The 24,774-nt window shown below is 52.7% G+C and carries 20 protein-coding genes and 1 pseudogene; 15 read left to right on the top strand and 6 right to left on the bottom strand.

The genetic code is table 11. The features are described 5' to 3' along the window. Positions 1-38: 38 nt before the first annotated feature. The 5 genes from RAHAQ2_RS00090 to RAHAQ2_RS00110 form a co-directional block, all read right to left on the bottom strand. Positions 39-2,165 carry an alpha-galactosidase gene (locus RAHAQ2_RS00090; protein ID WP_014333292.1) on the bottom strand — a complete coding sequence of 709 codons (2,127 nt, stop codon included), beginning with the start codon at positions 2,163-2,165 and terminating at the stop codon, positions 39-41. A 141-nt stretch (positions 2,166-2,306) separates the two neighbouring features. Next, the gene (locus RAHAQ2_RS00095) at positions 2,307-3,314 is read right to left on the bottom strand and encodes a substrate-binding domain-containing protein (protein WP_014333293.1); all 1,008 of its coding nucleotides are present in this window, start codon (positions 3,312-3,314) and stop codon (positions 2,307-2,309) included. 104 nt (positions 3,315-3,418) lie between these two features. Then, a complete protein-coding gene (locus RAHAQ2_RS00100; RefSeq protein ID WP_014333294.1) occupies positions 3,419-4,081 on the bottom strand; it encodes an OmpA family lipoprotein in 663 nt (220 codons plus the stop codon). A 220-nt stretch (positions 4,082-4,301) separates the two neighbouring features. Beyond that, positions 4,302-4,745 carry an N-acetyltransferase gene (locus RAHAQ2_RS00105; RefSeq protein WP_014333295.1) on the bottom strand — a complete coding sequence of 148 codons (444 nt, stop codon included), beginning with the start codon at positions 4,743-4,745 and terminating at the stop codon, positions 4,302-4,304. Then, a complete protein-coding gene (locus tag RAHAQ2_RS00110; RefSeq protein ID WP_014333296.1) occupies positions 4,742-5,314 on the bottom strand; it encodes a DNA-3-methyladenine glycosylase I in 573 nt (190 codons plus the stop codon). The genes RAHAQ2_RS00105 and RAHAQ2_RS00110 overlap by 4 nt, the downstream gene beginning before the upstream one ends. 191 nt (positions 5,315-5,505) lie before the next feature. Here RAHAQ2_RS00110 and RAHAQ2_RS00115 point away from each other — a divergent pair, with 191 nt between their 5' ends. The 15 genes and pseudogenes from RAHAQ2_RS00115 to RAHAQ2_RS00185 all read left to right on the top strand — a co-directional run bounded on the left by RAHAQ2_RS00115 (position 5,506) and on the right by RAHAQ2_RS00185 (position 23,889). After that, the gene (locus RAHAQ2_RS00115) at positions 5,506-7,512 is read left to right on the top strand and encodes an autotransporter domain-containing esterase (RefSeq protein ID WP_014333297.1); all 2,007 of its coding nucleotides are present in this window, start codon (positions 5,506-5,508) and stop codon (positions 7,510-7,512) included. A 166-nt stretch (positions 7,513-7,678) separates the two neighbouring features. Next, positions 7,679-8,593, top strand: a complete 915-nt coding sequence (gene glyQ, locus RAHAQ2_RS00120) for a glycine--tRNA ligase subunit alpha (protein ID WP_014333298.1) — start codon at positions 7,679-7,681, stop codon at positions 8,591-8,593. Positions 8,594-8,602: 9 nt separating this feature from the next. Then, complete coding sequence (gene glyS, locus RAHAQ2_RS00125; protein WP_014333299.1) at positions 8,603-10,672, top strand: glycine--tRNA ligase subunit beta; 2,070 nt, start codon at positions 8,603-8,605, stop codon at positions 10,670-10,672. 459 nt (positions 10,673-11,131) lie between these two features. Further along, a complete protein-coding gene (locus RAHAQ2_RS00130; protein ID WP_014333300.1) occupies positions 11,132-11,854 on the top strand; it encodes a DUF3053 domain-containing protein in 723 nt (240 codons plus the stop codon). 328 nt (positions 11,855-12,182) lie between these two features. After that, positions 12,183-12,629 (top strand): annotated as a pseudogene (gene cmtB / locus RAHAQ2_RS00135) (PTS mannitol transporter subunit IIA). Between the two features lie 30 nt (positions 12,630-12,659). Continuing rightward, positions 12,660-14,063 (top strand): PTS mannitol transporter subunit IIBC, encoded by a 1,404-nt coding sequence (locus RAHAQ2_RS00140; protein ID WP_014333302.1) that lies wholly within the window; start codon positions 12,660-12,662, stop codon positions 14,061-14,063. After that, entirely contained in the window at positions 14,060-15,328 is a 1,269-nt protein-coding gene (locus RAHAQ2_RS00145) for a zinc-binding dehydrogenase (protein WP_014333303.1), read from the top strand. The genes RAHAQ2_RS00140 and RAHAQ2_RS00145 overlap by 4 nt, the downstream gene beginning before the upstream one ends. Before the next feature lie 42 nt (positions 15,329-15,370). After that, positions 15,371-15,898 carry an MltR family transcriptional regulator gene (locus RAHAQ2_RS00150; protein WP_014333304.1) on the top strand — a complete coding sequence of 176 codons (528 nt, stop codon included), beginning with the start codon at positions 15,371-15,373 and terminating at the stop codon, positions 15,896-15,898. Continuing rightward, positions 15,876-16,583 (top strand): nucleoside/nucleotide kinase family protein, encoded by a 708-nt coding sequence (locus RAHAQ2_RS00155; RefSeq protein ID WP_014333305.1) that lies wholly within the window; start codon positions 15,876-15,878, stop codon positions 16,581-16,583. The genes RAHAQ2_RS00150 and RAHAQ2_RS00155 overlap by 23 nt, the downstream gene beginning before the upstream one ends. A gap of 114 nt (positions 16,584-16,697) precedes the next feature. Beyond that, positions 16,698-17,492, top strand: a complete 795-nt coding sequence (locus tag RAHAQ2_RS00160) for a DsbA family protein (protein WP_014333306.1) — start codon at positions 16,698-16,700, stop codon at positions 17,490-17,492. A gap of 233 nt (positions 17,493-17,725) precedes the next feature. Beyond that, complete coding sequence (locus RAHAQ2_RS00165; protein WP_014333307.1) at positions 17,726-17,905, top strand: hypothetical protein; 180 nt, start codon at positions 17,726-17,728, stop codon at positions 17,903-17,905. Between the two features lie 33 nt (positions 17,906-17,938). Next, entirely contained in the window at positions 17,939-19,498 is a 1,560-nt protein-coding gene (locus tag RAHAQ2_RS00170) for an anti-phage dCTP deaminase (protein WP_014333308.1), read from the top strand. Positions 19,499-19,999: 501 nt separating this feature from the next. Beyond that, positions 20,000-21,913 (top strand): PTS mannitol transporter subunit IICBA, encoded by a 1,914-nt coding sequence (locus tag RAHAQ2_RS00175; protein WP_014333309.1) that lies wholly within the window; start codon positions 20,000-20,002, stop codon positions 21,911-21,913. Positions 21,914-22,055: 142 nt separating this feature from the next. Then, the gene (locus RAHAQ2_RS00180) at positions 22,056-23,204 is read left to right on the top strand and encodes a mannitol-1-phosphate 5-dehydrogenase (protein ID WP_014333310.1); all 1,149 of its coding nucleotides are present in this window, start codon (positions 22,056-22,058) and stop codon (positions 23,202-23,204) included. A 136-nt stretch (positions 23,205-23,340) separates the two neighbouring features. Beyond that, positions 23,341-23,889, top strand: coding sequence for an MltR family transcriptional regulator (locus RAHAQ2_RS00185; protein ID WP_037040815.1), 549 nt, complete (start codon positions 23,341-23,343; stop codon positions 23,887-23,889). A gap of 132 nt (positions 23,890-24,021) precedes the next feature. Here the strand turns inward: RAHAQ2_RS00185 and RAHAQ2_RS00190 are convergent, their stop codons facing one another. Continuing rightward, positions 24,022-24,630, bottom strand: coding sequence for a LysE family translocator (locus tag RAHAQ2_RS00190; protein ID WP_014333313.1), 609 nt, complete (start codon positions 24,628-24,630; stop codon positions 24,022-24,024). Positions 24,631-24,774 lie beyond the last annotated feature (144 nt).

Raw genomic sequence — 24,774 nt, forward strand, 5'->3', positions numbered from 1 at the left:
ATGAAAACCGGCACTGTCGTACCGGCGTTTTTTTGTTGTTATCTGACTTCTTCGAAACCCAGAAGCAGTGCGCTTTCAGGATCCAGCACCGGCAACGTCAGCCCGGCATTTGCCAGCCATTCTCCGCTCAATACCGGAGATTCATGCAGCCACGCCGGTTGTACGCGCATGGTGTGGCCGCTGCCGCCGCCCGCCAGTAGCGGCGGTTCATCCAGCACCGTCACGCGATAACGCGCATCGGGTTTCAGCCCCGGCACCCGCAATACGCCGGGCAATGACCAGGTCGGCATTGCCAGCTGGCTGACCAGGAATACCGCGCTGTCGCGTGTTTCACTGACCACGCCGTTTATCAGCATCGTCCCGTCATGAGTATCCACGCGGTAAACATCGCCGCTGTGCAATAACGGACGAAGCTGCTGATGCAGGCGGGTGTATTTGGCGAAACCGGCGCGTTCGGCCTCGCCTTCTTTCACCGGATCCAGCTCAATGCCCATATGGCCGAACAGGGCGGTCAGGCCACGGAATTCGATGCTGTGCTGGCGTGAGGTGGCGTGGCACAGCTTGTTGCCGATATGCGATCCCATCACTTCCGGCGGGAAGAAATAGCTCATGCCGCGCTGAATTTTCTGCCGCTCCAGCGCGTCGTTATTGTCGGATGTCCAGAAACGGTGGCTGCGTTTGAGCACCTCAAAATCAATGCGACCACCGCCGGATGCACAGGATTCAAATTCAATCTGCGGGAAGCGTTCACCCAGCACGTCGAGCAAACGGTAAAACTGCTGCGTCTGCGCCGTCAGCGCCGCGCGGCCGTCATGCCCCGGTTGCACAATTTCGCGGTTCATGTCCCATTTCACGTAATCCACGTCGTGCTCGCCGAGCAGCCAGCTCATGCGTTCCACCAGATAATCAAAGACCTGCGGATTGTTCAGATCGAGCACATACTGATGACGCCCGCTCGGTTGCTGATAACCGGGCAACGCCAGCAGCCAGTCAGGATGCGCACGGTATAAATCGGAATCCGGGTTAATCATTTCCGGCTCGACCCAGATACCAAATTCCATGCCGAGTTTTTTGACATGGTCAATCACCGGTTTCAGGCCGTTCGGGTACTTTTTCTCGTCGAGATACCAGTCACCGAGTGCGGCACGGTCATGGTCGCGACCACGGAACCAGCCGTCGTCGATAATGAAGCGTTCAACGCCCAACGCGGCGGATTCTGTCGCCATCTGCATGATGTAGTCAGGATCGTGATCGAAATAAATCCCTTCCCAGGTATTGAGGTGCACCGGACGCGGTTTTTCATCCGGAAAGCGCAAAATCTGTTCACGTACAAAACGGTGGAACTGCTGGCTCATACGGTTCAGACCGCTGGCGGAATAACTGGCGTACAGCCACGGGGTTTCCAGTGTTTCGCCTTGTTTAAGGCGCTGTTCGCCGGGGAAATATAATGCTTCGGCCTGCACCAGACGGCGGCCGTCGATTTTGATATCAGCGCGCAGACGATGGTTGCCGCTCCAGCCCAGATGTATTCCCCAGATTTCTCCCTGTTCTTCGCTGAAACCCGGATGACCGATCATCATCGCCGGGAAATATTCGGAGGAGGTTTTGCCACGACGGTTTTCCTGAATGATGCCGCCGTGATCAAGCTGCGTGCGGTGCGGCTGAAATTCTTTTATCCAGCGGCCATGAAAAGCCATCACTTCGGCGGCGCGTTCCGGCAGCGGCAGTGTCACTGCCAGCCGCGTCACCTGATAGGTGCCGGGTTTGAGATTGGTCAGGCTGTTGCGCGCCTGCAACACGCCACTGTCGTCGAGGCGCAATTCGCTGCGAAATTGCAGACCGGCAAGCGGATCTTCGGTGATAAGGGTGAGCTGGTTTCCGTTGTGCTTCACCTGCGTGGTATTGAACACCGGCGACCAGTCCAGCCCGTCGCGATGGCCCTCCATGCCCGGCGTCCCGAAGGAACCGCGCCCGGTATCCGCGCTGAAATTTACCGGCGCTTCCACATCAATCCGGCCATTGGGCACTGCGCGGCTCAGGGAAATGATGTCATCTGCTGAGAACTGGCTGAGGCGCTTTCCCCAGTAAAGGATTTCGGCGAACGGGGTGCAGCGGACGATCAGGCTGGTGTGCGCGGCGGTTAAATGGACGATCTGGTTTTCCATAGTTTCACGGCTCCGTCAGAAGAATTGCGCCTGCAAAAACGCGATTTGATGACGTTACTATTGATCCGAAACGTTTCGGATTGGAAACGTGCAGCGTCAGATTTGTGATATAGGGTGGAAAAATAACCGAAATGGGAAGTATCAGCGTGGTGAATGTGCGGTAACGCCCGCCTGCAATTCCGGCTGCCACAGAACCTGTAAATTACTCAGCGGCTCGTTGCGGATCAGCGACATTGTCATATTGGCGATTTGCAGCCCGACCGCTTCGCGGGTGCCCTGACGGACAGCGGTTACCGCCACATCCGGCACGCTGTCGCACGGCAATCCGTCAAAGATGATCAGTGACACACCGCCGCTGAGCAGCAAACCGGCTTCATGTAACGCCAGTGCTGCGCCTTCGCCGTGCATGTTGCAGTCACAGACAATTGCCGTTGGCGGCACCGGTAACGCCAGCAATGCCTGCGTAGCCTGATAACCCGCGCGACGGCTTGGGGTGATTTTATGTATATAGTCCGCGTTCACCGCCAGTGCATTCGCCCGTAAACCGTCGAGATATCCCTGATAGCGCTGGCCGATAAACGATTGCTGATTATTTTCGCCGAGAAATGCAATGCGCTGATGGCCGAGCGCGGCAAGGTGATCGACTGCCATCTGCATACCGGCGCGGTTATCGAAATCAAACCAGGCGTAATCCTGCGTCAGACAGCCGCTGCGCCCGAGCGCCAGAAACGGGAAATTACGCTGCTGTAAATCCAGCAGGCGCGGATCGTTATCGAGCGTATGCGCCACCAGCATGGCATCAACGCGTTTGCTTTCAATCAGACGCCGCCACGAAAATGTGCCCAGTTCGTCCGGCACCAGTAACAGATCGATTTCATGTTTGGCCAGTTCGCGCGTGATACAACCGACCATTTCGATAAATGCAGAATTACTTAAAGGGTGGGAACTGAAGGGGAAAATGAGGCCAACGGCATCGATTTTACCCATTTTCAACCGGCGGGCGAGGGTATTGGGGCGATAACCGCGCACATTAGCCGCTGCCTGAACACGGGCTTTAGTCTCTGCTGAAACGTCATCGTAACCGTTCAGCGCACGGCTGACGGTGGTCACGGAAATACCGAGATCTTTCGCGATTGCTTTCAGAGACATACTGACACCCGTAACGCAGTTGAAAAGACACGTTGCGGGAGAATATCACAAGCTAAACAAAACGGGGCCATGCGGCCCCGTGATGACTGAGGATATGCAGAGTTTTACTGCAACGGACTCAGCGTGATTTCTACACGACGGTTTTGCGCTTTACCGGCTTCGGTGCTGTTGCTGGCGATCGGGTTATCCGGGCCTGCGCCAGTGGTACGTACACGGCTGCCTTCAACGCCCTGGGTGATCAGCGCACTGCCTACGCCGTCAGCACGTTGCTGCGACAATTTCATATTGAGCGCGCGGGTACCGGTGCTGTCGGTGTAACCGACTACGTTGACGGCGGTTTTCGGGTACTCTTTCAGCACCATTGCCACGCCGGTCAGCGTATTCGCGCCTGCCGGTTTCAGCGTGCTGCTGTTGGTATCGAAAGTGACGTTGTTCGGCATATTCAGCACGATATTATCGCCCTGACGTGTCACGCTGACGCCGGTGCCTTTCATTTTGTCACGCAGTTTCGCTTCCTGTACATCCATGTAATAACCTGCACCGCCGCCCAGTGCTGCGCCCGCTGCGGCACCGATCAGCGCGCCTTTGCCGCGATCGTGTTTAGAGGAAGACAGCATCCCGACGCCAGCGCCGAGCGCGGCCCCAATACCTGCGCCAATGCCGGATTTCCCTGCTTCTGATTCGCCGGTGTAAGGGTTAGTGGTACAGGCTGACAGGCCCAGGGTGACGCAAAGTACGCCCGCAACCACAAGTAATCTTTTGCTCATCTTATTTCCTTCAGGATATTTTTATTAAGAACTTCACCGCTGCATTATGACTGCCTGCTTTCTGACAAGTTGCACAGAAAAAGGTGTCAAAACATAAACAAATGCAACGGGAGGACATCAGTCCTGCGGCGTTCTGGCGCTCTTTATGCGCAATTTCGGCACGTTAAGCAGTAGGAGAATTCCGGATATCCGTTTTTGTATTTTTACGGATTTTTGGAACTTATTCAGAAAGGGGACGATGCCAGCGCAGAATGTACGTTGGCATATCCGTACCGGGATGGCGGGTGTTGGCGGTTATCTCAAAATTTTCCTTGCGATAGAACGAGACGGCGCGATCATTTTGCTGATAAACCTCCAGCAGCAGGACCGGATATTCCTCTTTTGCCGCCGCCATCAGACGCTGCGCGGTGCCATCTCCGTAATGTGAGGCTTCGACAAACAGCGCGCCGATAAACTGCTGATTCAGCACGCTGATAAACCCGCAAACCTGATCATCCTGGTCACAATCAACCCAGGTTCTGGCTTTGGGCAGAAAATCTTCCCTGACCATTTGCAGGCTTTCAATCCAGTAGGATTCAGCGATAAACGCGTGGGAAAGCAATGAACTGCGCAACCAGAGCATCAGAATGGCTTCGGTGTCGGCGGGCCGCGCAGCACGGATCATGACGGCTGATTCGCCGGGTGGCAGAAGCAATATGACTGATGATCGTTCACCAGCCCTGCCGCCTGCATAAAGGCATAACAAATCGTCGAGCCGATAAACTTAAAGCCTTTCTTTTTCAGCGCCTTGGACATGGCGTCTGACACGATGGTTGTCGCCGGAACGCCTTCCGGACCCAGCGGATTATTGATGACCGGTTGGCCGCCAACAAAATTCCAGATGAATTCCGAGAAGTCTTCACCACCGGCCTGCATCGCCAGATACGCCTGTGCGTTGCTAATAATGGCTTTGATTTTGCCACGATGGCGGATGATCCCGGCGTCTAGCACCAGCCGCTCCACGTCGTCATCGGTCATTTTCGCGATGCGTACCGGGTCAAAATGATGGAAATTCTGGCGGTAGCCGTCGCGCTTTCGCAGCACGGTGATCCACGACAGACCGGCCTGCTGGCCTTCCAGACACAACATTTCAAACAGTTCGCGGCCATCTTTAACCGGCACGCCCCATTCTTTATCGTGATACTCGAGGTAAATCGGTTCTTTCGAAACCCAGCTGCATCGGGTAGTCGCCATTCTGTCGTCCTTATAAGAGGCTTAAATGCGTGGCGTCAGTGTGTGGTTTCTCGGATAACTCTGCAACATCGCAATTTCCAGACCCCCTCCTTGACGCTGGTCGGATCTGAACAATATTTAAAGCCAATCATTACGCAATCCTTACGTTTAATCCGGGCGTTGAACGTCATTATTTTAGGGAAATCACCGTTATGGCAGGCAAAAAAAAGAGCATTTTGCGTCTCTCTCAGGGGGCATTTGCGGTGGCGCTGTGTCTTGGTTTACAGGCGTCCGCACAGGCTTTTGATCAGCTTTATGTTTTTGGCGACAGCCTGAGCGACACCGGCAACATTGGCCGCTGGACCTTCGACAGCAGTTCGCATCAGCTCTATGACGAAATCCTGGCGAACAACATCGGCACAACCTTAACCCCTTCCTCAAAAGGCGGCCTGAATTATGCCGAAGGCGGCGGCGTGGCGGTGCCGGGGCTGGATTCTGATTACACCACGCAGGCCCAGGTGCAAAGTTATCTGGCATCGACCGGCGGCCAAGCCGATCCGAACGGGCTGTATGTCCACTGGATTGGCGGCAATGATCTGGCGGCGGCTGCGCTCAGCCTGAACCCGGTTACGGCGGTGGAAATTGCGACCAACAGCGCGACGCAGGCGGCCTCGCAGGTGAGTGATTTACTGAAAGCCGGTGCCGGCACGGTCGTTGTGCCGACGGTGCCGAATATCGGTCTGACGCCGGTGCTGATGGAAGGCGTGATTCAGGTCGGACTGCTGCCGGTGCAGCAACAGGCGCTGGAAGCTGCGTATCGGTATCTGAACGCACAAAATACGCCAGACGCCGATGCCCGCACCGGGGCGATTCACAATGCGCTGGCGGCCGCTGCGGCGGAAGGTTCGAATATTCCGCTGGTGCAGGACATTATCGGCAAAGGGCTGGCGGCGGCTTATGACGCGCTGAAAGAGGTGGCGGGCGGGCTGACCGATACCTACAACACCACCGAAGATATCGCGCTGGCGAAAACCGGCGGCAATATTGCGCGTGTGGATATCAACGGGCTGTTCGGTGAAGTGGTGGCTGATCCGGCGTTGTACGGTTTCGCGAATACCGCAGGGACGGCCTGTCCGGTCGGAACCTCTGCGTCAGAATGTACCTCAGGTTTGCCGGGTTTCGACAGCAGCAAAGCCTTCCTGTTTTCTGACCATTTCCACCCGACCCCCCAGGCGCACGCGCTGATCGCCCAGTATATGCAGTCGGTGCTCGATGGCCCGCTGGAAGCCTCCGCGCTGAGTCAGGGGTCGCTGTCGCTGGCACGCAATACACAAGGATTGCTCGACAGCCGTTATCAGCAGTTGCGCACGCAGGATAACGATGCGGGGACGTTCGGCATGTTTGGCGGTTATGCCGGGCAAAGCGCGGACAGTAAATTCAGTCCGTCCCTGGGATTGGGTGATGGCGACCTGACATCAAACTCGCTGAATATCGGGATGGATTATCAGATGACCGATCGCTGGATGATGGGGCTGATGCTTTCCGGCTCCGATGATAAGGATGATCCGACTGACCATTACAGCTACCGTACGCGAGGCTGGATGGCGACCGCCTTCACCGGCATTAAAATCGCCGAAAATGGCTGGATCAACGGCGATGTACATTACGGCTCGCTCAATTATGACGATATCAAACGCCGCATTACGCTCGGGCCGACCACCCGCACGGAGCGCGGTGAAACGGACGGCAAACAGATCGGCGGGCGTGTCACTGCGGGCTGGGATTTTCCGGTTTTACCGGTGCTGAAAACCGGGCCAGTGGCGCAATACAGTTGGGATTACAGCAGCGTTGACGGCTACAGCGAGAAGGGCAACAACAGCACATCGATGCGTTTTGGCGATCAGACCTCCCATTCACAAATCGGTGCGCTTGGCTGGCGTGTAAATGCCGAACTTGGCATCGTCAATCCGTATGCGCAGGTCACCTATGACCGTCAGTTTGGCGATAAAACTTACAGCACCACCGGCGCGATCAAATCCACCCGCACCCGGTTCAGCCGTACCACCGGCGAGCAGGACGACGACTGGGTGGATATGACTGCCGGCCTCAACGTGCAGATCACCCACAGCATTTCGGCCTTTGCCGCTATCTCACAAACCACCGGACTGGATTCCGGTGAACAAACTTCCTACAACGCCGGGCTGAGCGCACGGTTTTAACGGCTAAAGGGGCGTTAAGCCCCTTAATCTTTGCGAAAATCTCCACCGAAACCTAAACACTGTCTCTCAGTGACGTTCAGTCGCCTGATTCTGGCTGATTATCTTCCGTGCAGCGGGTATACTGTCGCACTCTCTTTAAACCCACTTTCTCGCGTGCGAAACCAACATGCAAAAGTTTGATACCAAGACATTTCAGGGCCTGATCCTGACACTGCAGGATTATTGGGCGCAGCAGGGCTGCACCATTGTTCAACCGCTGGATATGGAAGTCGGCGCGGGCACCTCGCACCCGATGACCAGCCTGCGCGCACTCGGCCCTGAGCCTTTTGCGGCAGCCTATGTTCAGCCATCACGCCGCCCGACTGACGGTCGCTACGGCGAAAACCCGAACCGCCTGCAGCACTATTATCAGTTCCAGGTGATGATTAAACCTTCACCGGAAAACATTCAGGAGTTGTACCTCGGCTCACTGAAAGAGCTGGGTCTTGATCCGCTGATCCACGACATTCGCTTCGTTGAAGATAACTGGGAAAACCCGACGCTCGGCGCCTGGGGTCTCGGCTGGGAAGTGTGGCTGAACGGCATGGAAGTGACGCAGTTCACTTACTTCCAGCAGGTAGGCGGCCTGGAATGTAAACCGGTGACCGGTGAAATCACTTACGGTCTGGAACGTCTGGCGATGTATATCCAGGGCGTGGACAGCGTTTACGATCTGGTCTGGAGCAACGGTCCGCTGGGTAAAACGACTTACGGTGACGTGTTCCATCAGAATGAAGTGGAGCAATCCACCTATAACTTTGAATACGCCGATGTCGATTTCCTGTTCACCTGTTTTGAACAGCACGAGAAAGAAGCGCAAACCCTGCTGGCTCTCGAAAAGCCACTGGCGCTGCCGGCTTACGAGCGCATCCTGAAAGCGGCCCATTGCTTCAACCTGCTCGACGCGCGGAAAGCGATTTCTGTGACTGAACGTCAGCGCTACATTCTGCGCATCCGTACCCTGACTAAAGCGGTTGCTGAGGCGTATTACGCTTCCCGCGAAGTGCTGGGCTTCCCGATGTGCAAAAAGAACGAGAAGTGAGATAAGTCAATGACTGAAAAAACATTTCTGGTGGAAATCGGCACGGAAGAACTGCCACCGAAGGCTCTGCGCAGCCTTGCTGAATCTTTTGCAGCCAACCTGACTGCGGAGCTGGATGCGGCGAATCTGCCACACGGCGACGTAAAATGGTTTGCCGCCCCGCGCCGTCTGGCGCTGAAAGTCTCCGGTCTGCATGAATCCCAGGCTGACCGCGAAGTCGAAAAACGCGGTCCGGCTGTGGCGCAGGCGTTTGATGCTGAAGGCAAACCGAGCAAAGCCGCTGAAGGCTGGGCTCGCGGTTGCGGCATCACGGTCGATCAGGCTGATCGTCTGGTCACTGATAAAGGTGAATGGCTGGTTTACCGTGCGCACGTCAAAGGCGAAAGCGCGCAACAACTGCTGCCTGCGATGATCGCGACATCACTGGCTAAACTGCCAATTCCTAAACTGATGCGCTGGGGCGATTCAGACGTGCAGTTTGTGCGTCCTGTTCACACCGTGACCCTGCTGTTAGGCGATGAGCTGATCCCGGCGAAAATTCTCGGTATCGATTCTGCCCGCACTCTCCGCGGTCACCGCTTTATGGGCGAGCCTGAATTCACCATCGACAACGCTGATCAGTATCCGCAAATTCTGCTGGAACGCGGCAAAGTCATTGCTGATTACGAACAGCGTAAAACCCTGATCAAACAGGATGCGGAGAAAGCCGCGAAAGAGATTGGCGGTATCGCTGATCTGAGTGAAAGCCTGCTGGAAGAAGTCGCGTCTCTGGTTGAATGGCCGGTGGTGCTGACCGCGAAATTCGAAGAGAAATTCCTGGCGGTTCCGGCTGAAGCGCTGGTTTACACCATGAAAGGTGACCAGAAGTATTTCCCGGTGTACGACGCTGCGGGCAAACTTCTGCCGAACTTCATCTTTGTGGCTAACATCGAGTCGAAAGATCCGCAGCAAATCATTTCCGGTAACGAGAAAGTGGTGCGTCCGCGTCTGGCCGATGCCGAGTTCTTCTTCAATACTGACCGTAAAAAACGTCTCGAAGATAACCTGCCGCGTCTGGAAACCGTATTGTTCCAGAAACAGCTGGGGACGCTGCGCGACAAAACCGACCGTATTCAGGCGCTGTCTGGCTGGATCGCCGATAAAATCGGTGCCAATGTGGAGAACGCCAAACGCGCCGGTCTGCTGTCAAAATGTGACCTGATGACCAACATGGTCTTCGAGTTCACCGACACGCAGGGCGTGATGGGCATGCACTATGCACGTCACGACGGCGAGCAGGAAGAAGTGGCGGTTGCGCTGAACGAACAATATCAGCCACGCTTTGCGGGCGACGAGTTACCGGCTTCGCTGGTAGCGTGCGCGCTGGCAATCGCTGACAAGATGGACACCCTGGCCGGTATTTTCGGCATCGGTCAACATCCGAAAGGCGACAAAGACCCGTTCGCACTGCGTCGTGCCGCGCTGGGTGTTCTGCGCATTATCGTTGAGAAAAACCTGCCGCTTGATCTGCAAACCCTGACCGAAGAAGCGGTGCGTCTGTACGGCGACAAGCTGACTAACGCCAGGGTTGTCGATGACGTGGTTGATTTCATGCTCGGTCGTTTCCGCGCGTGGTATCAGGAAGAAGGTCACGCGGTCGATACTATTCAGGCTGTGCTGGCACGCCGTCCGACCAAACCGGCAGATTTCGATGCCCGCGTGAAAGCGGTGAGCTACTTCCGTACGCTGGATGAAGCGGCAACGCTGGCTGCGGCCAACAAACGTGTATCGAACATTCTGGCGAAATCCACCGATGTCCTGCTGGATCACGTCCACGCTTCCGTACTGAAAGAACCTGCTGAGCTGAAACTGGCGACGCATCTGGTGGTGCTGCGCGACAAACTGGAACCGCTGTTTGCGGCCGGGCAGTACAAAGAAGCGCTGGTGGAACTGGCTGCATTGCGTGAAACCGTCGATACGTTCTTTGACACCGTCATGGTGATGGATGAGAACGAAGCGGTGCGGATTAACCGTCTGACGCTGCTCTCCAAGCTGCGGGAGTTGTTCCTGCAGGTGGCGGATATTTCGCTGCTTCAGTAAGCCGTTGACTTTTTAAAGTCAAATTCAAAGTCAAGGTCGTGGGCATCGGCCCACACCGACCAGAGGGAGAATAAACCTTCTCCCTCTGGACTCCCGCGTTTTCTCACTGCGCGCTATCGCAATCACGATGGACATATTTCGGCACATTAGTGGGTGGCGCAAAATGTCATCGCTACGCGATGCCCTCATTTCAGGCTTCGAGCCTCACGTCTCGAACCGTTCATTCGGTGCCATTTTTGAGCACGCCATTCAACTTATCTAAAAGATAAACCTTTGGGCCAGTGTGGGCGGCGAGCCCGCGGTGTTGTTCCTGACCTTGAACTTCAAATTTAAAACTTTTCCACGCTTTTTTAAAAAGCGTTCTCCCCCCAATTGTTCTATCCTATAACCCGCATGGAATGCACAGCATCGGCAGGGAACTGGCCGGAAGAAGAACATTGAAATCAGGAGTCAGGACTCATGGCTGTAGGGATCAGAAGCGGTGCATTTTCTCGCTGGCTGGCGCCGTTTATCGCACTGCTGGTGGTGTTTCAGCTCACTGCTTGCGGCGATAAAGAACCGGAGCAACGCAAAGCCTTTATCGATTATTTGCAAAATACCGTCATGCGCAGCGGGCAAAATCTGCCCTCGCTGAGTGAAGATCAGAAACAACGATTTGGTAATTACGCGAATGACTACGGCATCATTCTGTCATTCTCCCGCCAGATGAAAGGTGCTGTTGAAGGCAGCCTGGTACCGGTGGTCAGCGCGATTGGTCAGGTGCGTACGCCGCAGGATTACATGACACAGCGCAGCGCGTTGCAACAGGCGGCCAGCACGCTGAGCTTGCTGAATGCGCAGCTGCGTGACTCAAAAGTGAAAGCCGACACCGCGATGGCTGCATTGAAACAGCCGGACGATCTGAAAGCTGTCTATAGTCAGGTATACAACAGCGTGGTGACCCAGCCCGCTAACGTGCTGACGCCGCTGGTACCTGCATTGCAAAGTTTCACGCAGGATATCGTGTCAGTGGGTGATTTCCTGCAACAGCAGGGCACTCAGGTTGCTTTCGCCAACGGTGGCGTGCAGTTCCCGACGCAGCAACAGGCGACGCAGTACAACACCATGATGTCTAATCTGGTGGGCAAACAGCAGACATTGCTTCAGGCGCAAAAAGTCGCGCAGGGCGATTTCAGCAACTAAGTCAGTGAGGGTTGTGATGAATTGAAGCCACGCTCAAATGCGTGGCTTTTTTATGAGTGAAAACCGGACGCAATAATGCGAATCAGATGTTGATCACAAAACAGAACAATAATAAAAAATCATAATTTGTGGTTTTTTTCACAAACAGACTATTGCGTTATTTTTCAATTCATGAAATTCATCTTGTTCGCGTGATCTCTGTTGGCTTTTGTTATTGCCATTGCCGTTTTTATAATGCAGATCACAAATTCCTGTTGGTTTGATTAAATCCATTCCAGAGAATATGCTCCTGAATATAATTTCTCATCGATAAAAATAAGGATGAATAATGTCGTCATTAATGGATTTTTTCGAACATGGAAGTATTGCGATATAATCTTCTGCTGAAAACTGGTCTCAGGCGATAGATTTATCCATGAGAAATCTGCTGGAAAGAAAATGTATTACACAGGATTACATTCAGGCGATTAAAGACACTACCTGTGAAATTGGCCCCTATTATTTGCTCGCACCCGGCATTGCAATGCCACATGCACGTCCTGAGTGCGGTGCGCTGCATACTGCACTCAGCCTCACGCTGCTACGCGAAGCTGTTAGCTTTTCTGCCGACAGTCAGCCGGTAAAACTGCTTATCGGTTTAGCCGCGAAAGACTCTGATTCCCACATTGAAGCCATTCAGTCGCTAAGCGAAATGCTTTGTGAAGATGACGTTATTGATGAATTACTTAATGCTAAAGACACCCGGGAATTAATTAATATCATTCAGCGTTATTAGTTTTATCCTAACATTAAACAGGATTTTAATATGGCTAATAAATCAATTCGCGCCAGAGTGCAAGCTTTTGGCGGTTTCCTCACAGCGATGGTCATTCCCAATATAGGCGCCTTTATTGCCTGGGGGTTTATTACAGCATTATTTATTCCTACCGGATGGACACCCAATTCGCATTTCGGACAGTTGGTCAGCCCTATGATTACCTATTTATTGCCGCTGATGATCGGTTCTACTGGCGGACATTTAATGGGCGGCAAACGCGGTGCCGTGATGGGCGGTATCGGCACCATGGGGGTCATTGTCGGTGCCGATATTCCCATGTTCATCGGGGCGATGGTGATGGGGCCGCTGGGTGGTTATCTCATTAAAGTGGTCGATAAGGCGCTGGAGAAACGTATTCCGGCGGGCTTTGAGATGGTGATCAATAATTTCTCCCTCGGCATTCTCGGCATGCTGCTTTGTCTGCTGGCGTATGAAGTGATCGGCCCGGCGGTAATGGAAGCCAATAATTTTGTGAAACAGGGCATTGAGGCGCTGGTAGCGACCGGTTATCTGCCGCTGCTGTCGGTGATTAATGAACCCGCCAAGGTGTTGTTTCTGAATAACGCCATCGATCAGGGTGTTTATTATCCGCTCGGCATGCAGGATACGGCGGTGGCCGGAAAATCGATTTATTTCATGGTGGCCTCTAATCCCGGCCCCGGTTTGGGCATCCTGCTGGCGTTTTCGCTGTTCGGCAAAGGGCTGAGCAAAAAGTCCGCGCCCGGCGCGATGATCATTCATTTTCTCGGCGGTATCCACGAGCTGTATTTCCCGTATGTGCTGATGAAGCCGCTGATGATTATTGCCATGATTGCGGGCGGTATGACGGGTATTTATGTCTTCGAACTGTTTGGGGCCGGGCTGGTGGCGGGGCCGAGTCCTGGTTCTATCTTTGCCTATCTGGCGCTGACGCCGCGCGGCGGTTTTATAGGAACCTGTGCGGGTGTGCTGGCCGGAACCGTTGTCTCTTTCGTTGTCGCCTCTGCCATTCTGAAATTCGATAAATCGCCAGCGGAAGACAGTTTTGCGGATTCTCAGGCTGCCAGCAAAAAGCGCAAAGCCGAAGGCAAAAGCGGTATACAGCCTGTGGCGGCCAGCATCCGGTTAATCGCTTTCGTGTGCGATGCGGGAATGGGCTCAAGCGCGATGGGCGCGACGACGTTTCGCAAGAAGCTGCAAAAAGCGGGTTATGAAATCGAAGTGAAGCATTACTCCATCGAAAACATTCCGGCCGATGCCGACATCATCGTGACCCACGCCAGCCTTGAAGGTCGTGCGCAGCGGGTGACCGATCGTCCGTTAATCCTGATTAAAAATTACCTCGGCGATCCGGCACTTGATGTGCTGTTTACCGACATCACTTCCCCGGCCCAGCAAGGAGCAACAGCATGAAAACCAAAGTCGCCGCCATTTACGGTAAAAAAGATGTACGCATCCGCGAGTTTGAACTGCCCGATATTACAGACGACGAATTGCTGGTGAACGTGGTGTCTGACAGCGTTTGCCTCTCGACCTATAAAGCGGCCTTGCTGGGAGAGGAACACAAACGTGTGCCGGAAAATACTGCCGACCATCCTGCCATCACGGGTCACGAATGCGCGGGTGTGATCGTGCAGGTGGGCAAAAATCTTACTGGCCGTTTTGAAGCCGGAAAACGTTTCGTGCTGCAACCTGCAATGGGATTACCAAGCGGCTATTCTGCCGGTTACAGCTACGAAACCTTCGGCGGCAATGCGACCTATATGATTATCCCGAAACAAGCCATCGACCTCGGCTGCGTTCTGCCGTACGAAGGACGCTATTTCGCCGCCGCCTCATTGGCTGAACCGATGTGCTGCATTATCGGCGCGTATCACGCCAGCTACCACACCACGCAATATGTCTATGAGCATCAGATGGGCATCAAAGCGGGCGGTAATCTGGCGTTGCTTGCCTGTGCCGGACCGATGGGAATTGGGGCAATTGACTATGCGATCAATGGCGATGTGCGTCCTGCACGGATTGTTGTCGTAGATATCGACCAGCAGCGGCTGGCTCGTGCAGAACAACTTCTGCCGGTGGCAATGGCCGCTGAAAAAGGCATCGAACTGGTGTATATCAACAGCAAAACATTATCCGATCCGGCAACGGCTTTGCGCGATATGACCGGTGGAGCCGGTTTCGATGATGTTTTTGTTTACGCGGCCGTGGCCGAAGTGATCGAACTGGGTGATGCACTGCTGGGCGAGGACGGGTGTCTTAACTTCTTTGCCGGGCCAGTGGACAAAAACTTCCGTGTTCCTTTCAATTTCTACAACGTTCACTACGCATCGACGCATATTGTCGGCACATCCGGCGGTTCGACCGGCGATATGGAAGAGGCGCTGGCGCTGACGGCGGCAGGACGTATCCAACCTTCTTATATGATCACGCATATCGGCGGGCTGGACGCCGTACCGGAAACCGTGCTCAATCTGCCTGACATATCCGGCGGTAAGAAGCTTATTTATAACGGTATTTCCCTGCCGCTGACCGCCATTGATGACTTTGCCGAATTAGGCAAAACCGATCCGTTGTTTGCCCTGCTTGCCGAACGGGTGGCGCCGACGCACGGTGTCTGGAATGAGCAGGCCGAGCAGGCATTACTGAACCATTTTGGTGTTTCTACCGGGCTGTAATATCATCGGTTCTCCTCATTACTGACGGCGTTTAAGGGAAGGATGACTGTATTAACTGAAGATCAGGTGCTGGAGACGCTTTCCGGTCAGACAAATCTCAATGATTTTCTGCATGCCGCCAATGCTATTTTACTGAGCGGCATAAAACAGTTCCTTCCCCACCTTTTTATCAATAATGACGAGGATATCCGTGAATTTGCCGTAAAGCCTTTACTCGCTAAGTCTGGCCCGCTGGACAGTATTGATGTTTCCCTGAGGCTGATTTATGCCCTCGGGAAAATCCAAAAACCGGTTTATGCAGATATTTTGCTGTTTTCTCAGTTGGACGAGCACCTGAAAGCAGGTTCAGATATTGTGGAATTTCATGAGGAAACCGCTTATGAATTTATCCAGAATTTGAGTTGTGTGAGCCATAATACACTGATGTTTCAGTCTGTTGAGAAAATGAAGTTTGCCGGTTTTGATATTTTCAATAATGCCCGCTATGGCAATCTGGTGAGAACGGCGCTGTCGCTGGCAGTGACGGATTTACTCAAGGAACTGACTAATGAACGTGACGCTGACCATTAACGGACTGACCACGCAGGCTTTTTTTCCGGACAGCGATATTGAGCAGTTACACCTCCCCCTGTTACGACGTTTTTCACGGCAGCAACGCCTGCTAAATCAGCCTCTGATTGTGTTTCTGGTCGCACCTCCAGGCACCGGTAAATCGACGTTGTCGGCATTTTGGCAAAAACTTTCAAACGAAACTCCTGATCTCGTTCCTTTACAGACCTTGCCCATGGATGGTTTTCATCAGCGTAATGCCTGGCTGGATGCGCATAACCTTCGCCATCGCAAAGGCGCACCGGAAACATTTGATGTCGCGAAACTGCGCCATGCACTGATGGCTTTACGCGAGCCGGGCAGCAACTGGCCGGAGTACAGCCGCATGTTGCATGAACCGGTTGACGGTGCGATCCGCGTGACCGCTCCTCTGCTGATCGTTGAGGGAAACTGGCTGCTGCTGGAAGATGACGGCTGGCGACAGTTGGTGGAATATTGCGATGTCAGCGTCTTTATTCATGCCAGTCCGGACATCCTGCGTGACCGGCTGACTGAAAGAAAAATCCGTGGCGGGCTTACCCCGGCGCAGGCCGGTGAATTTTATGATGTAACGGATGGCCCCAATGTGACACGGGTTCTGGCTCACAGTCTGCGGGCTGATATCAATTTGCATATGCGGGACGACGGTTCATATCATTCTGAGTGATAGCCGGAGGGATTTATAAAAAATGACAATTTTTTGCCTGCAAACCCGGCTGAATTCCTCTACTTTTGAAGGCAACTGTCCGTTTTTCCCCGTATTTCACTGTAAGGATTTTTGATGAAACGTCAGATGATGACCCTGTTGGCTTCCCTTGTGCTGGCACCGACGCTGGCGGCGGCTGCCGACAGCGCAACCGCAGATTTCACCCCGGCACAGCAGGAAGCCATTGGTAAAATTGCGGCGGATTACATGTTGCAACACCCGGAAATTCTGGTGCAGGTCAGTCAGAAATTGCAGGCACAACAGGCTGATCAGCAACAACAGCAAACCCTGAGCGCGGTACTGGCCAATTCCAAAGCGCTGGTGAACGACCCGGCGACCCCAAGCTACGGCCCGAAAGATGCCAACGTTGCTTTCGTGGAATTCTTCGATTACCAGTGCCTGTATTGCAGCCACATGGCACCGGTGGTTGAGCAGACGGTGAAAGCGAATCCAAACGTGCGTTTCGTCTTCAAAGAATGGCCAATCTTCGGTGATCGCTGGAAAGCGTCAATTACTGCTGCGGAAACCGGTATGGCTATCTGGAAAGAAAAAGGCAGCCAGGCGTATTTCGACTACCACAACAGTATTTACCGCTCCGGCCATGACGAAGGTAAGCTTACGGATGCCGATATCGCCGGTGCCGTGAAAGCCGCGAAAGCGACAGCGCCAACCGATGCACAGCGTAAAGCAACACACGAAGCCATCGCCGCTAACGATGAGCTGGCACGTACGCTGGGCTTCAGCGGCACGCCGGGCTTTGTGGTGATGCCAACCCGCGGCGCCACCGCAGAAAACACCAGCGTTCTGCCAGGTGCCGTCTCTGCCGAAGAACTGCAGGCCGCCATTGTGAAGGCGCAGGGCGGGAAGTAATCTTTGCTTCAATCCGGCAGCCTGTGCTGTCGGATTTTCTTCTCAGGTATAGTTTGGAAAGCACTTCTCAGTATTGAATGTAACGGCTGAAACTGAGTAAATTTTTACTCACTTCGTGGGTTTTGACGTGGTAACCTTCTTTTCTTCATGGATATTCATCCAATGAAACAATCTCTGATTCTGGGATCTGCCAGCGGAGTTTACTTAATTTTTACTGATTACATGGATAGCTTATGATTGTTCAATTCGCTGATTATGCTGCGTTGAAAAAAAACGAGCGCCGTGAAAACCGAAGCGTAAAAGAAGCGACAGGTTTACATAAAGTGATTGATCTTTCAGCCTGGCAAGAGTTTGCCGAGTATGAGAAAGCCAAAGCGCGAGTACAGGAAGCTGCCGCTAAACTCGACTGGTAACCCGGCCTTGTCTGTCCAGTCATTGGAGTTTTTATGACTGTTCCTGCACAAAAAATTATTCCGATTGAAAAATTAAACCGCTCTACTGAACATGACAGCATTGATGCTTTGCAACGACACCGTTCCCAGGAATTAATTATTGGATTATGTGGTGCCAGTGGCTCCGGTGTTAATACATTAAAAGAAAAGCTGATCGAACAACTTACTGCTGGGTCATACCATGTTGAGCATATCAGGCTCAGTACATTAATGGCGAACACGAAACCCCATGATATCGCGAGTGAATTAATTTCACTGAAAGGCTATGAACATTACGTGCAGCTTCAAGATCTGGGAGATGCTCTGAGAAAAGAGCATGGGGCGATGATTGCCGCTCAAATGGCTATTCGTAATATCAGTTCCCTGCGCAATAAGTTACTAGAACTACGTCAGGCAGAAGGGGCTCATGGAAAAACGACCAGCAAAGTTGCTTATATTATCGATCAATTCAAACACCCTTCAGAAATTGAATTACTGAGAGAGGTATATCGTAATAATTTCTACCTGCTTGGCGTACTTCGAACATTAAAAGAAAGAAGAAGTAACCTTAGACGAGACGGGATCAGCCGGGACGATATAGACAAGCTTGTGGAAAGGGATCGACGCTCACCTCTTAAGTATGGGCAGCAAGTAGAAGAAACATTGCAGTGCTCGGATTATTTTATAAAAAATATCAGTGACATCCGCATAGAAAATGCCGTCCAAAGGTTTGTTAATCTGATACATGGCGCAAAAAATCTTACACCCACACGAGATGAAACGGGTCTGTTTAACGCCAGCACTGCAGCATTACGTTCTGCATGCCTGTCACGACAAGTTGGGGCTGCCATCATGGATGACAACAACAATATTCTGGCAACCGGGTGTAATGACGTTCCAACCGCAGGAGGAGGATTATACTCCTGTGAAAACGTTGATAATGATAAGCGCTGCTTTGCTGATGGAGGCTGTCAAAATGATCAGCACAAAAATCTTGTCAGAAAAGAAATTGATGTTGTACTTCAGAAATTCGATTGTACCCGAACTCAATTTACAACTATTTCTGAAGAGATAATGAAAACGACTAAATTGAAATCGTTAATTGAATACTCTAGAGCAATTCATGCCGAAATGGATGCCATAACCACTATGGCAAGAATCGCTCAAGTGAGCACGGTAGGTAAGACGCTTTATTGTACTACCTATCCTTGCCATAATTGTGCGCGGCATATTATTGCCGCCGGTATTAAGCGTGTAGTGTATATCGAGCCTTACGAAAAAAGTCTGGCAGAAGATCTCCATGGAGATTCTATAAGCCACGGCGAGCCGGCGGGTGATGATATTTCTAAAGTGGTTTTCGATAATTTCGAGGGTACTGCACCAAGGAGATACGCTAAGTTCTTCGGGTACAATCGACCAAGGAAAAATCAGCAAGGCAAATCGATCACTTATGACATCAGAACGTCACATCATGTCGATTCTCAACAGCTTTACAGCTATACCGATTTTGAACTGAAAATAGTCAAAGATGTAACGACCAAAATTGGTAAAGAAATCTCATTACCTCCAGCATGATTTTGCCAATGCATTTGGGCTACAGTTTTTTGTAGCCCCGCTCCCCCCTGTAATTTTATTTCAACATCCCCTCCGTAAACTCAGTTTTCCTTTCCTAAGACACGTCTGAATGTTTTTTAAGCGAAATACACACGTCCGGCGAAAAATACTTTGTGACTAATATCACGTTTTAATGATAAAGACTCGTTAATAAAAAGTGACTTAAGTCACATTTTAGAGGGGATGGCGTTTAAATAATCGCCAGTGTAGCTCGGTTACAGGTCGTTTTTGTGATCCAAATCACCAAAATGGAGGGGGTAGCGACCCTATAGGTGTGATCTGCGTCACGGGCTGTCGGGTGGCTACGCGAGGCCTATAATCACGTGGTAGAGTCCGCCTCGCAGACAGCAATTCGACGGACGGATTTTTAAAGCAGTGGCACAAAAACCGAAACAACCGTCACCGATAATTAACTGATATCACGCGCTCTATTGTCAGCGCGTATCAATAGGGGTGCGTTTTATGTTTTCACCAGACGTTAAGATCAAAGTTCAAAACTTTGGTCGCTTCCTGAGTAACATGGTAATGCCCAACATCGGCGCATTTATCGCCTGGGGTATCATTACTGCTCTGTTCATTCCTACCGGCTGGATCCCTAATGAAACATTAGCGAAACTGGTTGGCCCGATGATCACCTATCTTCTGCCATTGCTCATCGGTTTTACCGGTGGTCGTCTGGTGGGGGGGGATCGCGGTGGTGTGGTCGGCGCAATCACCGTAATGGGTGTTATCGTTGGTGCGGATATGCCCATGTTCCTCGGCGCAATGATTGCAGGTCCGCTGGGCGGCTGGTGCATCAAGCGTTTTGATCGCTGGGTTGACGGTAAAATCAAAAGCGGCTTCGAGATGCTGGTTAACAACTTCTCGGCCGGTATTATCGGTATGTTGCTGGCTATTCTGGCCTTCCTGGCCATCGGCCCGCTGGTAGAAGCCCTGTCAAAAGTGTTGGCGGCAGGCGTGCACATCATGGTTATTCATAACCTGTTGCCGCTGGCGTCAATCTTTGTTGAACCGGCGAAAATCCTGTTCCTCAACAACGCTATCAACCACGGTATCTTCTCTCCGCTGGGTATCCAGCAGGCGACTGAAACCGGTAAATCTATTTTCTTCCTGATCGAAGCGAACCCGGGTCCGGGTATGGGCGTCCTGATGGCGTACATGTTCTTCGGTCGTGGCAGCGCTAAGCAATCTGCGGGCGGCGCGGCAATCATCCACTTCCTGGGTGGTATCCACGAAATTTATTTCCCATACGTTCTGATGAACCCACGTCTGCTGCTGGCGGTCATTCTGGGTGGTATGACCGGTGTGTTCACCCTGACGCTGCTGAACGGCGGTCTGGTGTCTCCGGCTTCCCCAGGTTCCATTCTGGCCGTTCTGGCAATGACGCCAAAAGGCGCGTACTTCGCCAACATTGCGGCTATCGTGGCAGCCTTTGCGGTGTCCTTCGTTATCTCTGCGTTACTGTTGAAAACGACCAAAGCGAAAGATGGCGACGATCTGGACGAAGCAACCCGTCGCATGCAGGATATGAAAGCCCAGTCTAAAGGCGGCAAACCTGCTGTTGCGGGCGTGGCTGGCGACCTGTCTACCGTTCGTAAAATCATCGTTGCCTGTGACGCCGGTATGGGTTCAAGCGCAATGGGTGCCGGTGTACTGCGCAAAAAAGTGCAGGATGCCGGGCTGACCAACATCAGCGTCACCAACAGTGCAATCAACAACCTGCCTGATGATGTGGATCTGGTGATTACTCACCGTGACCTGACTGAACGTGCCATGCGTCAGGTACCCCATGCGCAGCACATTTCGCTGACTAACTTCCTCGACAGTGGCCTGTACACCGACCTGACTTCCCGTCTGGTTGAAGTGAACAAAGCCAGCCAGTACAAAGAGAAAGTGACCACGACACTGGGCGACAGCATCGTGGCAGACAATGAAAACGAGAACCTGTTCCGCATCAGCGAAAGCAACATCTTCCTCGGCCTGAACGCGGCGACCAAAGAAGACGCGATTCGTTTCGCCGGTGAACAACTGGTGAAAGGCGGTTATGTTCAGGCAGAATATGTGGAAGCAATGCTGGCTCGTGAGCAACTGACCTCGACGTATCTGGGCGAATCCATCGCTGTGCCGCACGGGACCATCGAAGCGAAAGATCGCGTGCTGAAAACCGGTATCGTGTTCTGCCAGTATCCGGCGGGGATCCGCTGGGGCGATGATGAAGATGACCGCGCACGTCTGGTTGTCGGTATCGCAGCGCGCAATAATGAGCACATCAACGTGATCACCAAACTGACCACGGCGCTGGACGAAGACGGGGTGATTGAGCGTCTGGCAAACACCACCAGCGTTGAAGAAGTTCTGACTATTCTGCGCGGCTAATAAATATTGAGTGGTTAATCAGTAGAGCGTTACTAAGCGGGTCTTGCTAAAAGACCCGCTTGTTGATTCGGAGCCGGGCGGCTCCCAGCTTTACCCAAAGCTTTTTACCATAAAGTATGGCCCCCGATTTGAAGGAAATATTATGAAAGCATTACATTTTGGTGCAGGTAACATTGGTCGCGGTTTTATTGGCAAATTACTTGCTGATGCCGGGATTGAACTGACGTTTGCGGATGTCAGCCCTGCGTTGCTGGATGCGCTGAACAGCCGCAAAGGTTATGACGTGCACGTCGTCGGTGAACAGGCCACGATTGAGCCTGTCAGTAATGTGAATGCCGTGAACAGCGCCGGTCAGGAGGCCATCAACCTGATCGCCGAAGTTGATTTGGTGACCACCGCCGTCGGGCCGACCGTGCTGGAAAAAATTGCGCCGAACGTCGCCAAAGGACTGGTACTGCGTCATCAGCAGGGCAACGAAAAGCCGCTGAACATTATCGCCTGTGAAAACATGGTGCGCGGCACCAGTCAGTTCAAACAGCACGTATTCAATGCGCTGCCGGAAGAGGAAAAAGCCTGGGTTGAAGCGCATATCGGTTTTGTGGATTCCGCCGTAGACCGCATCGTTCCACCGGCGGCAGCGGGCACTACCGATCCGCTGGAAGTGACCGTTGAAACCTTCAGCGAATGGATTGTCGATAAAACCCAGTTCAAAGGTGATTTGCCGCAAATCGCCGGCATGGAACTGACCGACAACCTGATGGCATTCGTTGAACGTAAACTGTTTACACTCAATACCGGCCATGCGATCACGGCCTATCTTGGCCAGCAGGCAGGTCACGCGACAATTCGTGATGCGATCCTCGATGAGAAAGTGCGTCTGGTGGTTCGTGGTGCGATGGAAGAGAGCGGTGAAGTGCTGATCCGCCGTTATGGTTTTGACCCGGAAAAACATTTTGCCTACATCGAAAAAATTCTGACCCGTTTCGAAAACCCGTACCTGCATGACGATGTTGAACGCGTTGGCCGTCAGCCACTGCGTAAGCTAAGCGCAGGCGACCGGTTGATCAAACCGTTGCTGGGCACGCAGGAATACCGCCTGCCGAACGACAATCTGGTGAGAGGGATTGCGGCCGCGATGCATTATCGCAGCGAGCAGGATCCGCAAGCTAAAGAACTGGTAGAATTGCTGGATAAAGTCGGGCCAAAAGCCGCCCTCGCCCAGATTTCAGGTCTGCCAGAAGATGGCGAAGTTGTGGCGAAAGCCGTCGCTCTCTACGAATCGATGCACTGATACTGCGTTTATTTTGATTTCGCCAATACCAGGCAAAGAAAGCCCTGTCGGGCAGGATGTTTCTGCCCGACATGCGCGCATCATGGATGACGCCAGGGGCGCTGTCAGCACCGGCTCTTTAATGCAAGTAAGCCCTATGGAAAAAGCTCAGGCGTTTGAAAACCGTGTACTTGAAAAGCTTAATGCGGGTAAAACCGTGCGCAGCTTTTTAATGACCGCTGTGGAGTTACTGGCCGAAGCGCTGGATATTCTGGTCGTGCAGGTTTTTCGTAAAGATGATTACGCGGTGAAATATGCAGTCGAACCTTTACTGACCGGCACCGGCCCGCTCGGTGATTTGTCTGTACGTCTCAAACTGATTTATGCGCTGGGCGTGATCAGTCGTCATGAATACGAAGATGCCGAATTACTGATGGCGCTGCGTGAAGAGCTGAATTACGACGGTGAAGAGTATCGTTTTACCGATGATGAAATTCTCGGCCCGTTCGGTGAATTGCATTGTGTGGCAGAACTGCCGCCAGCACCGACTTTCCTGAAACCGGGTGAAGCCGACGAGTCGCTGATCGCCATGCAACGTCAGCGTTATCAGCAAATCGTCCGCTCCACCATGGTCCTTTCCGTGACCGGGCTTATCGCCCACATCAGTAATCAGCAGCCTTCCAGGCTATCTCCCGTTCAAAAATAAATTCCCCGTCATATTTCGAGCCGCAGATGCGTTGGTTGCGTTCAGTCACCCGAATCACTTACTTGTGTAAGCTCATCGGGACTCCATCACTTGCCGCCTTTCTGCAACCCGAACTATTTTGGGGGATTCGTTTTAGTTAAGCGCATGGCGTACTTCGCCAACCAGCAGCCAAAGCGCAGTTAACGCCATCATGCCGCCCATGATCGTGTTAAACATTTTCAGTTTCCATTCCACACGTAATGCCTGACGTAACCTGTCACCCATCACCACCCACACCAGAATGCAGGGCAGATTGATCAGCGCGAAGCCGATGCAAATCAGCAGCGTGTGATGCAGCATGTTGCCATCAGGCGGCGTAAACAGGATCGCCACGTTGGTCGCCATCAGCCACGCTTTCGGGTTCACGGCCTGAAATAACGCGCCGTTAATCATGTTCATCGGTTGCTGTTTTGCGCCTTCTTTCGGCGAGCCGGAACGGTAAATTTTCCACGACAACCAGAACAGATAGGCGCAGCCCACTGCCGCCATCGGCAGACGTACAACGGTCATCCAGCTAAGCAGAATCGCCAGCATCGAGGTCATCAGCGCACACTGCACCACGCAGCCCAGCGTAATCCCCAGCATCATCGGCACGCTGCGGCGCAGCCCGAAATTCACCCCGGAAGCCGCCAGCAACAGATTGTTCGGGCCGGGCGTAATTGACATTACGGTGACGTAACTGACAAAAGCGGTATCGATCATTTTGTTTTCCTGCATCCCCTGTTTTCCAGATAACCAGAGTAAACACTGCACAGGAAAGGTAACAGAACCAGAAATACGCTATTGTTATGGTTACAGTTTAAATAACAAAAAACTGTACCCATCACTTTTTACGGAACTGACACC

The sequence above is a fragment of the Rahnella aquatilis CIP 78.65 = ATCC 33071 genome (assembly GCF_000241955.1).
GTDB lineage: Bacteria > Pseudomonadota > Gammaproteobacteria > Enterobacterales > Enterobacteriaceae > Rahnella > Rahnella aquatilis.

Bases quoted from the DNA above. Each gene is read 5' to 3' on its own strand.
- glyQ (WP_014333298.1), top strand. From the start codon at position 7,679: ATGCAAAAGTTTGATACCAAGACATTTCAGGGCCTGATCCTGACACTG.
- RAHAQ2_RS00150 (WP_014333304.1), top strand. From the start codon at position 15,371: ATGACTGTATTAACTGAAGATCAGGTGCTGGAGACGCTTTCCGGTCAG.
- RAHAQ2_RS00185 (WP_037040815.1), top strand. From the start codon at position 23,341: ATGGAAAAAGCTCAGGCGTTTGAAAACCGTGTACTTGAAAAGCTTAAT.
- RAHAQ2_RS00140 (WP_014333302.1), top strand. From the start codon at position 12,660: ATGGCTAATAAATCAATTCGCGCCAGAGTGCAAGCTTTTGGCGGTTTC.
- RAHAQ2_RS00155 (WP_014333305.1), top strand. From the start codon at position 15,876: ATGAACGTGACGCTGACCATTAACGGACTGACCACGCAGGCTTTTTTT.
- RAHAQ2_RS00100 (WP_014333294.1), bottom strand. From the start codon at position 4,081: ATGAGCAAAAGATTACTTGTGGTTGCGGGCGTACTTTGCGTCACCCTG.
- RAHAQ2_RS00160 (WP_014333306.1), top strand. From the start codon at position 16,698: ATGAAACGTCAGATGATGACCCTGTTGGCTTCCCTTGTGCTGGCACCG.
- RAHAQ2_RS00115 (WP_014333297.1), top strand. From the start codon at position 5,506: ATGGCAGGCAAAAAAAAGAGCATTTTGCGTCTCTCTCAGGGGGCATTT.
- RAHAQ2_RS00190 (WP_014333313.1), bottom strand. From the start codon at position 24,630: ATGATCGATACCGCTTTTGTCAGTTACGTCACCGTAATGTCAATTACG.
- RAHAQ2_RS00165 (WP_014333307.1), top strand. From the start codon at position 17,726: ATGATTGTTCAATTCGCTGATTATGCTGCGTTGAAAAAAAACGAGCGC.
- glyS (WP_014333299.1), top strand. From the start codon at position 8,603: ATGACTGAAAAAACATTTCTGGTGGAAATCGGCACGGAAGAACTGCCA.
- RAHAQ2_RS00145 (WP_014333303.1), top strand. From the start codon at position 14,060: ATGAAAACCAAAGTCGCCGCCATTTACGGTAAAAAAGATGTACGCATC.
- RAHAQ2_RS00180 (WP_014333310.1), top strand. From the start codon at position 22,056: ATGAAAGCATTACATTTTGGTGCAGGTAACATTGGTCGCGGTTTTATT.
- RAHAQ2_RS00105 (WP_014333295.1), bottom strand. From the start codon at position 4,745: ATGATCCGTGCTGCGCGGCCCGCCGACACCGAAGCCATTCTGATGCTC.
- RAHAQ2_RS00095 (WP_014333293.1), bottom strand. From the start codon at position 3,314: ATGTCTCTGAAAGCAATCGCGAAAGATCTCGGTATTTCCGTGACCACC.
- RAHAQ2_RS00170 (WP_014333308.1), top strand. From the start codon at position 17,939: ATGACTGTTCCTGCACAAAAAATTATTCCGATTGAAAAATTAAACCGC.
- RAHAQ2_RS00175 (WP_014333309.1), top strand. From the start codon at position 20,000: ATGTTTTCACCAGACGTTAAGATCAAAGTTCAAAACTTTGGTCGCTTC.
- RAHAQ2_RS00110 (WP_014333296.1), bottom strand. From the start codon at position 5,314: ATGGCGACTACCCGATGCAGCTGGGTTTCGAAAGAACCGATTTACCTC.
- RAHAQ2_RS00130 (WP_014333300.1), top strand. From the start codon at position 11,132: ATGGCTGTAGGGATCAGAAGCGGTGCATTTTCTCGCTGGCTGGCGCCG.
- RAHAQ2_RS00090 (WP_014333292.1), bottom strand. From the start codon at position 2,165: ATGGAAAACCAGATCGTCCATTTAACCGCCGCGCACACCAGCCTGATC.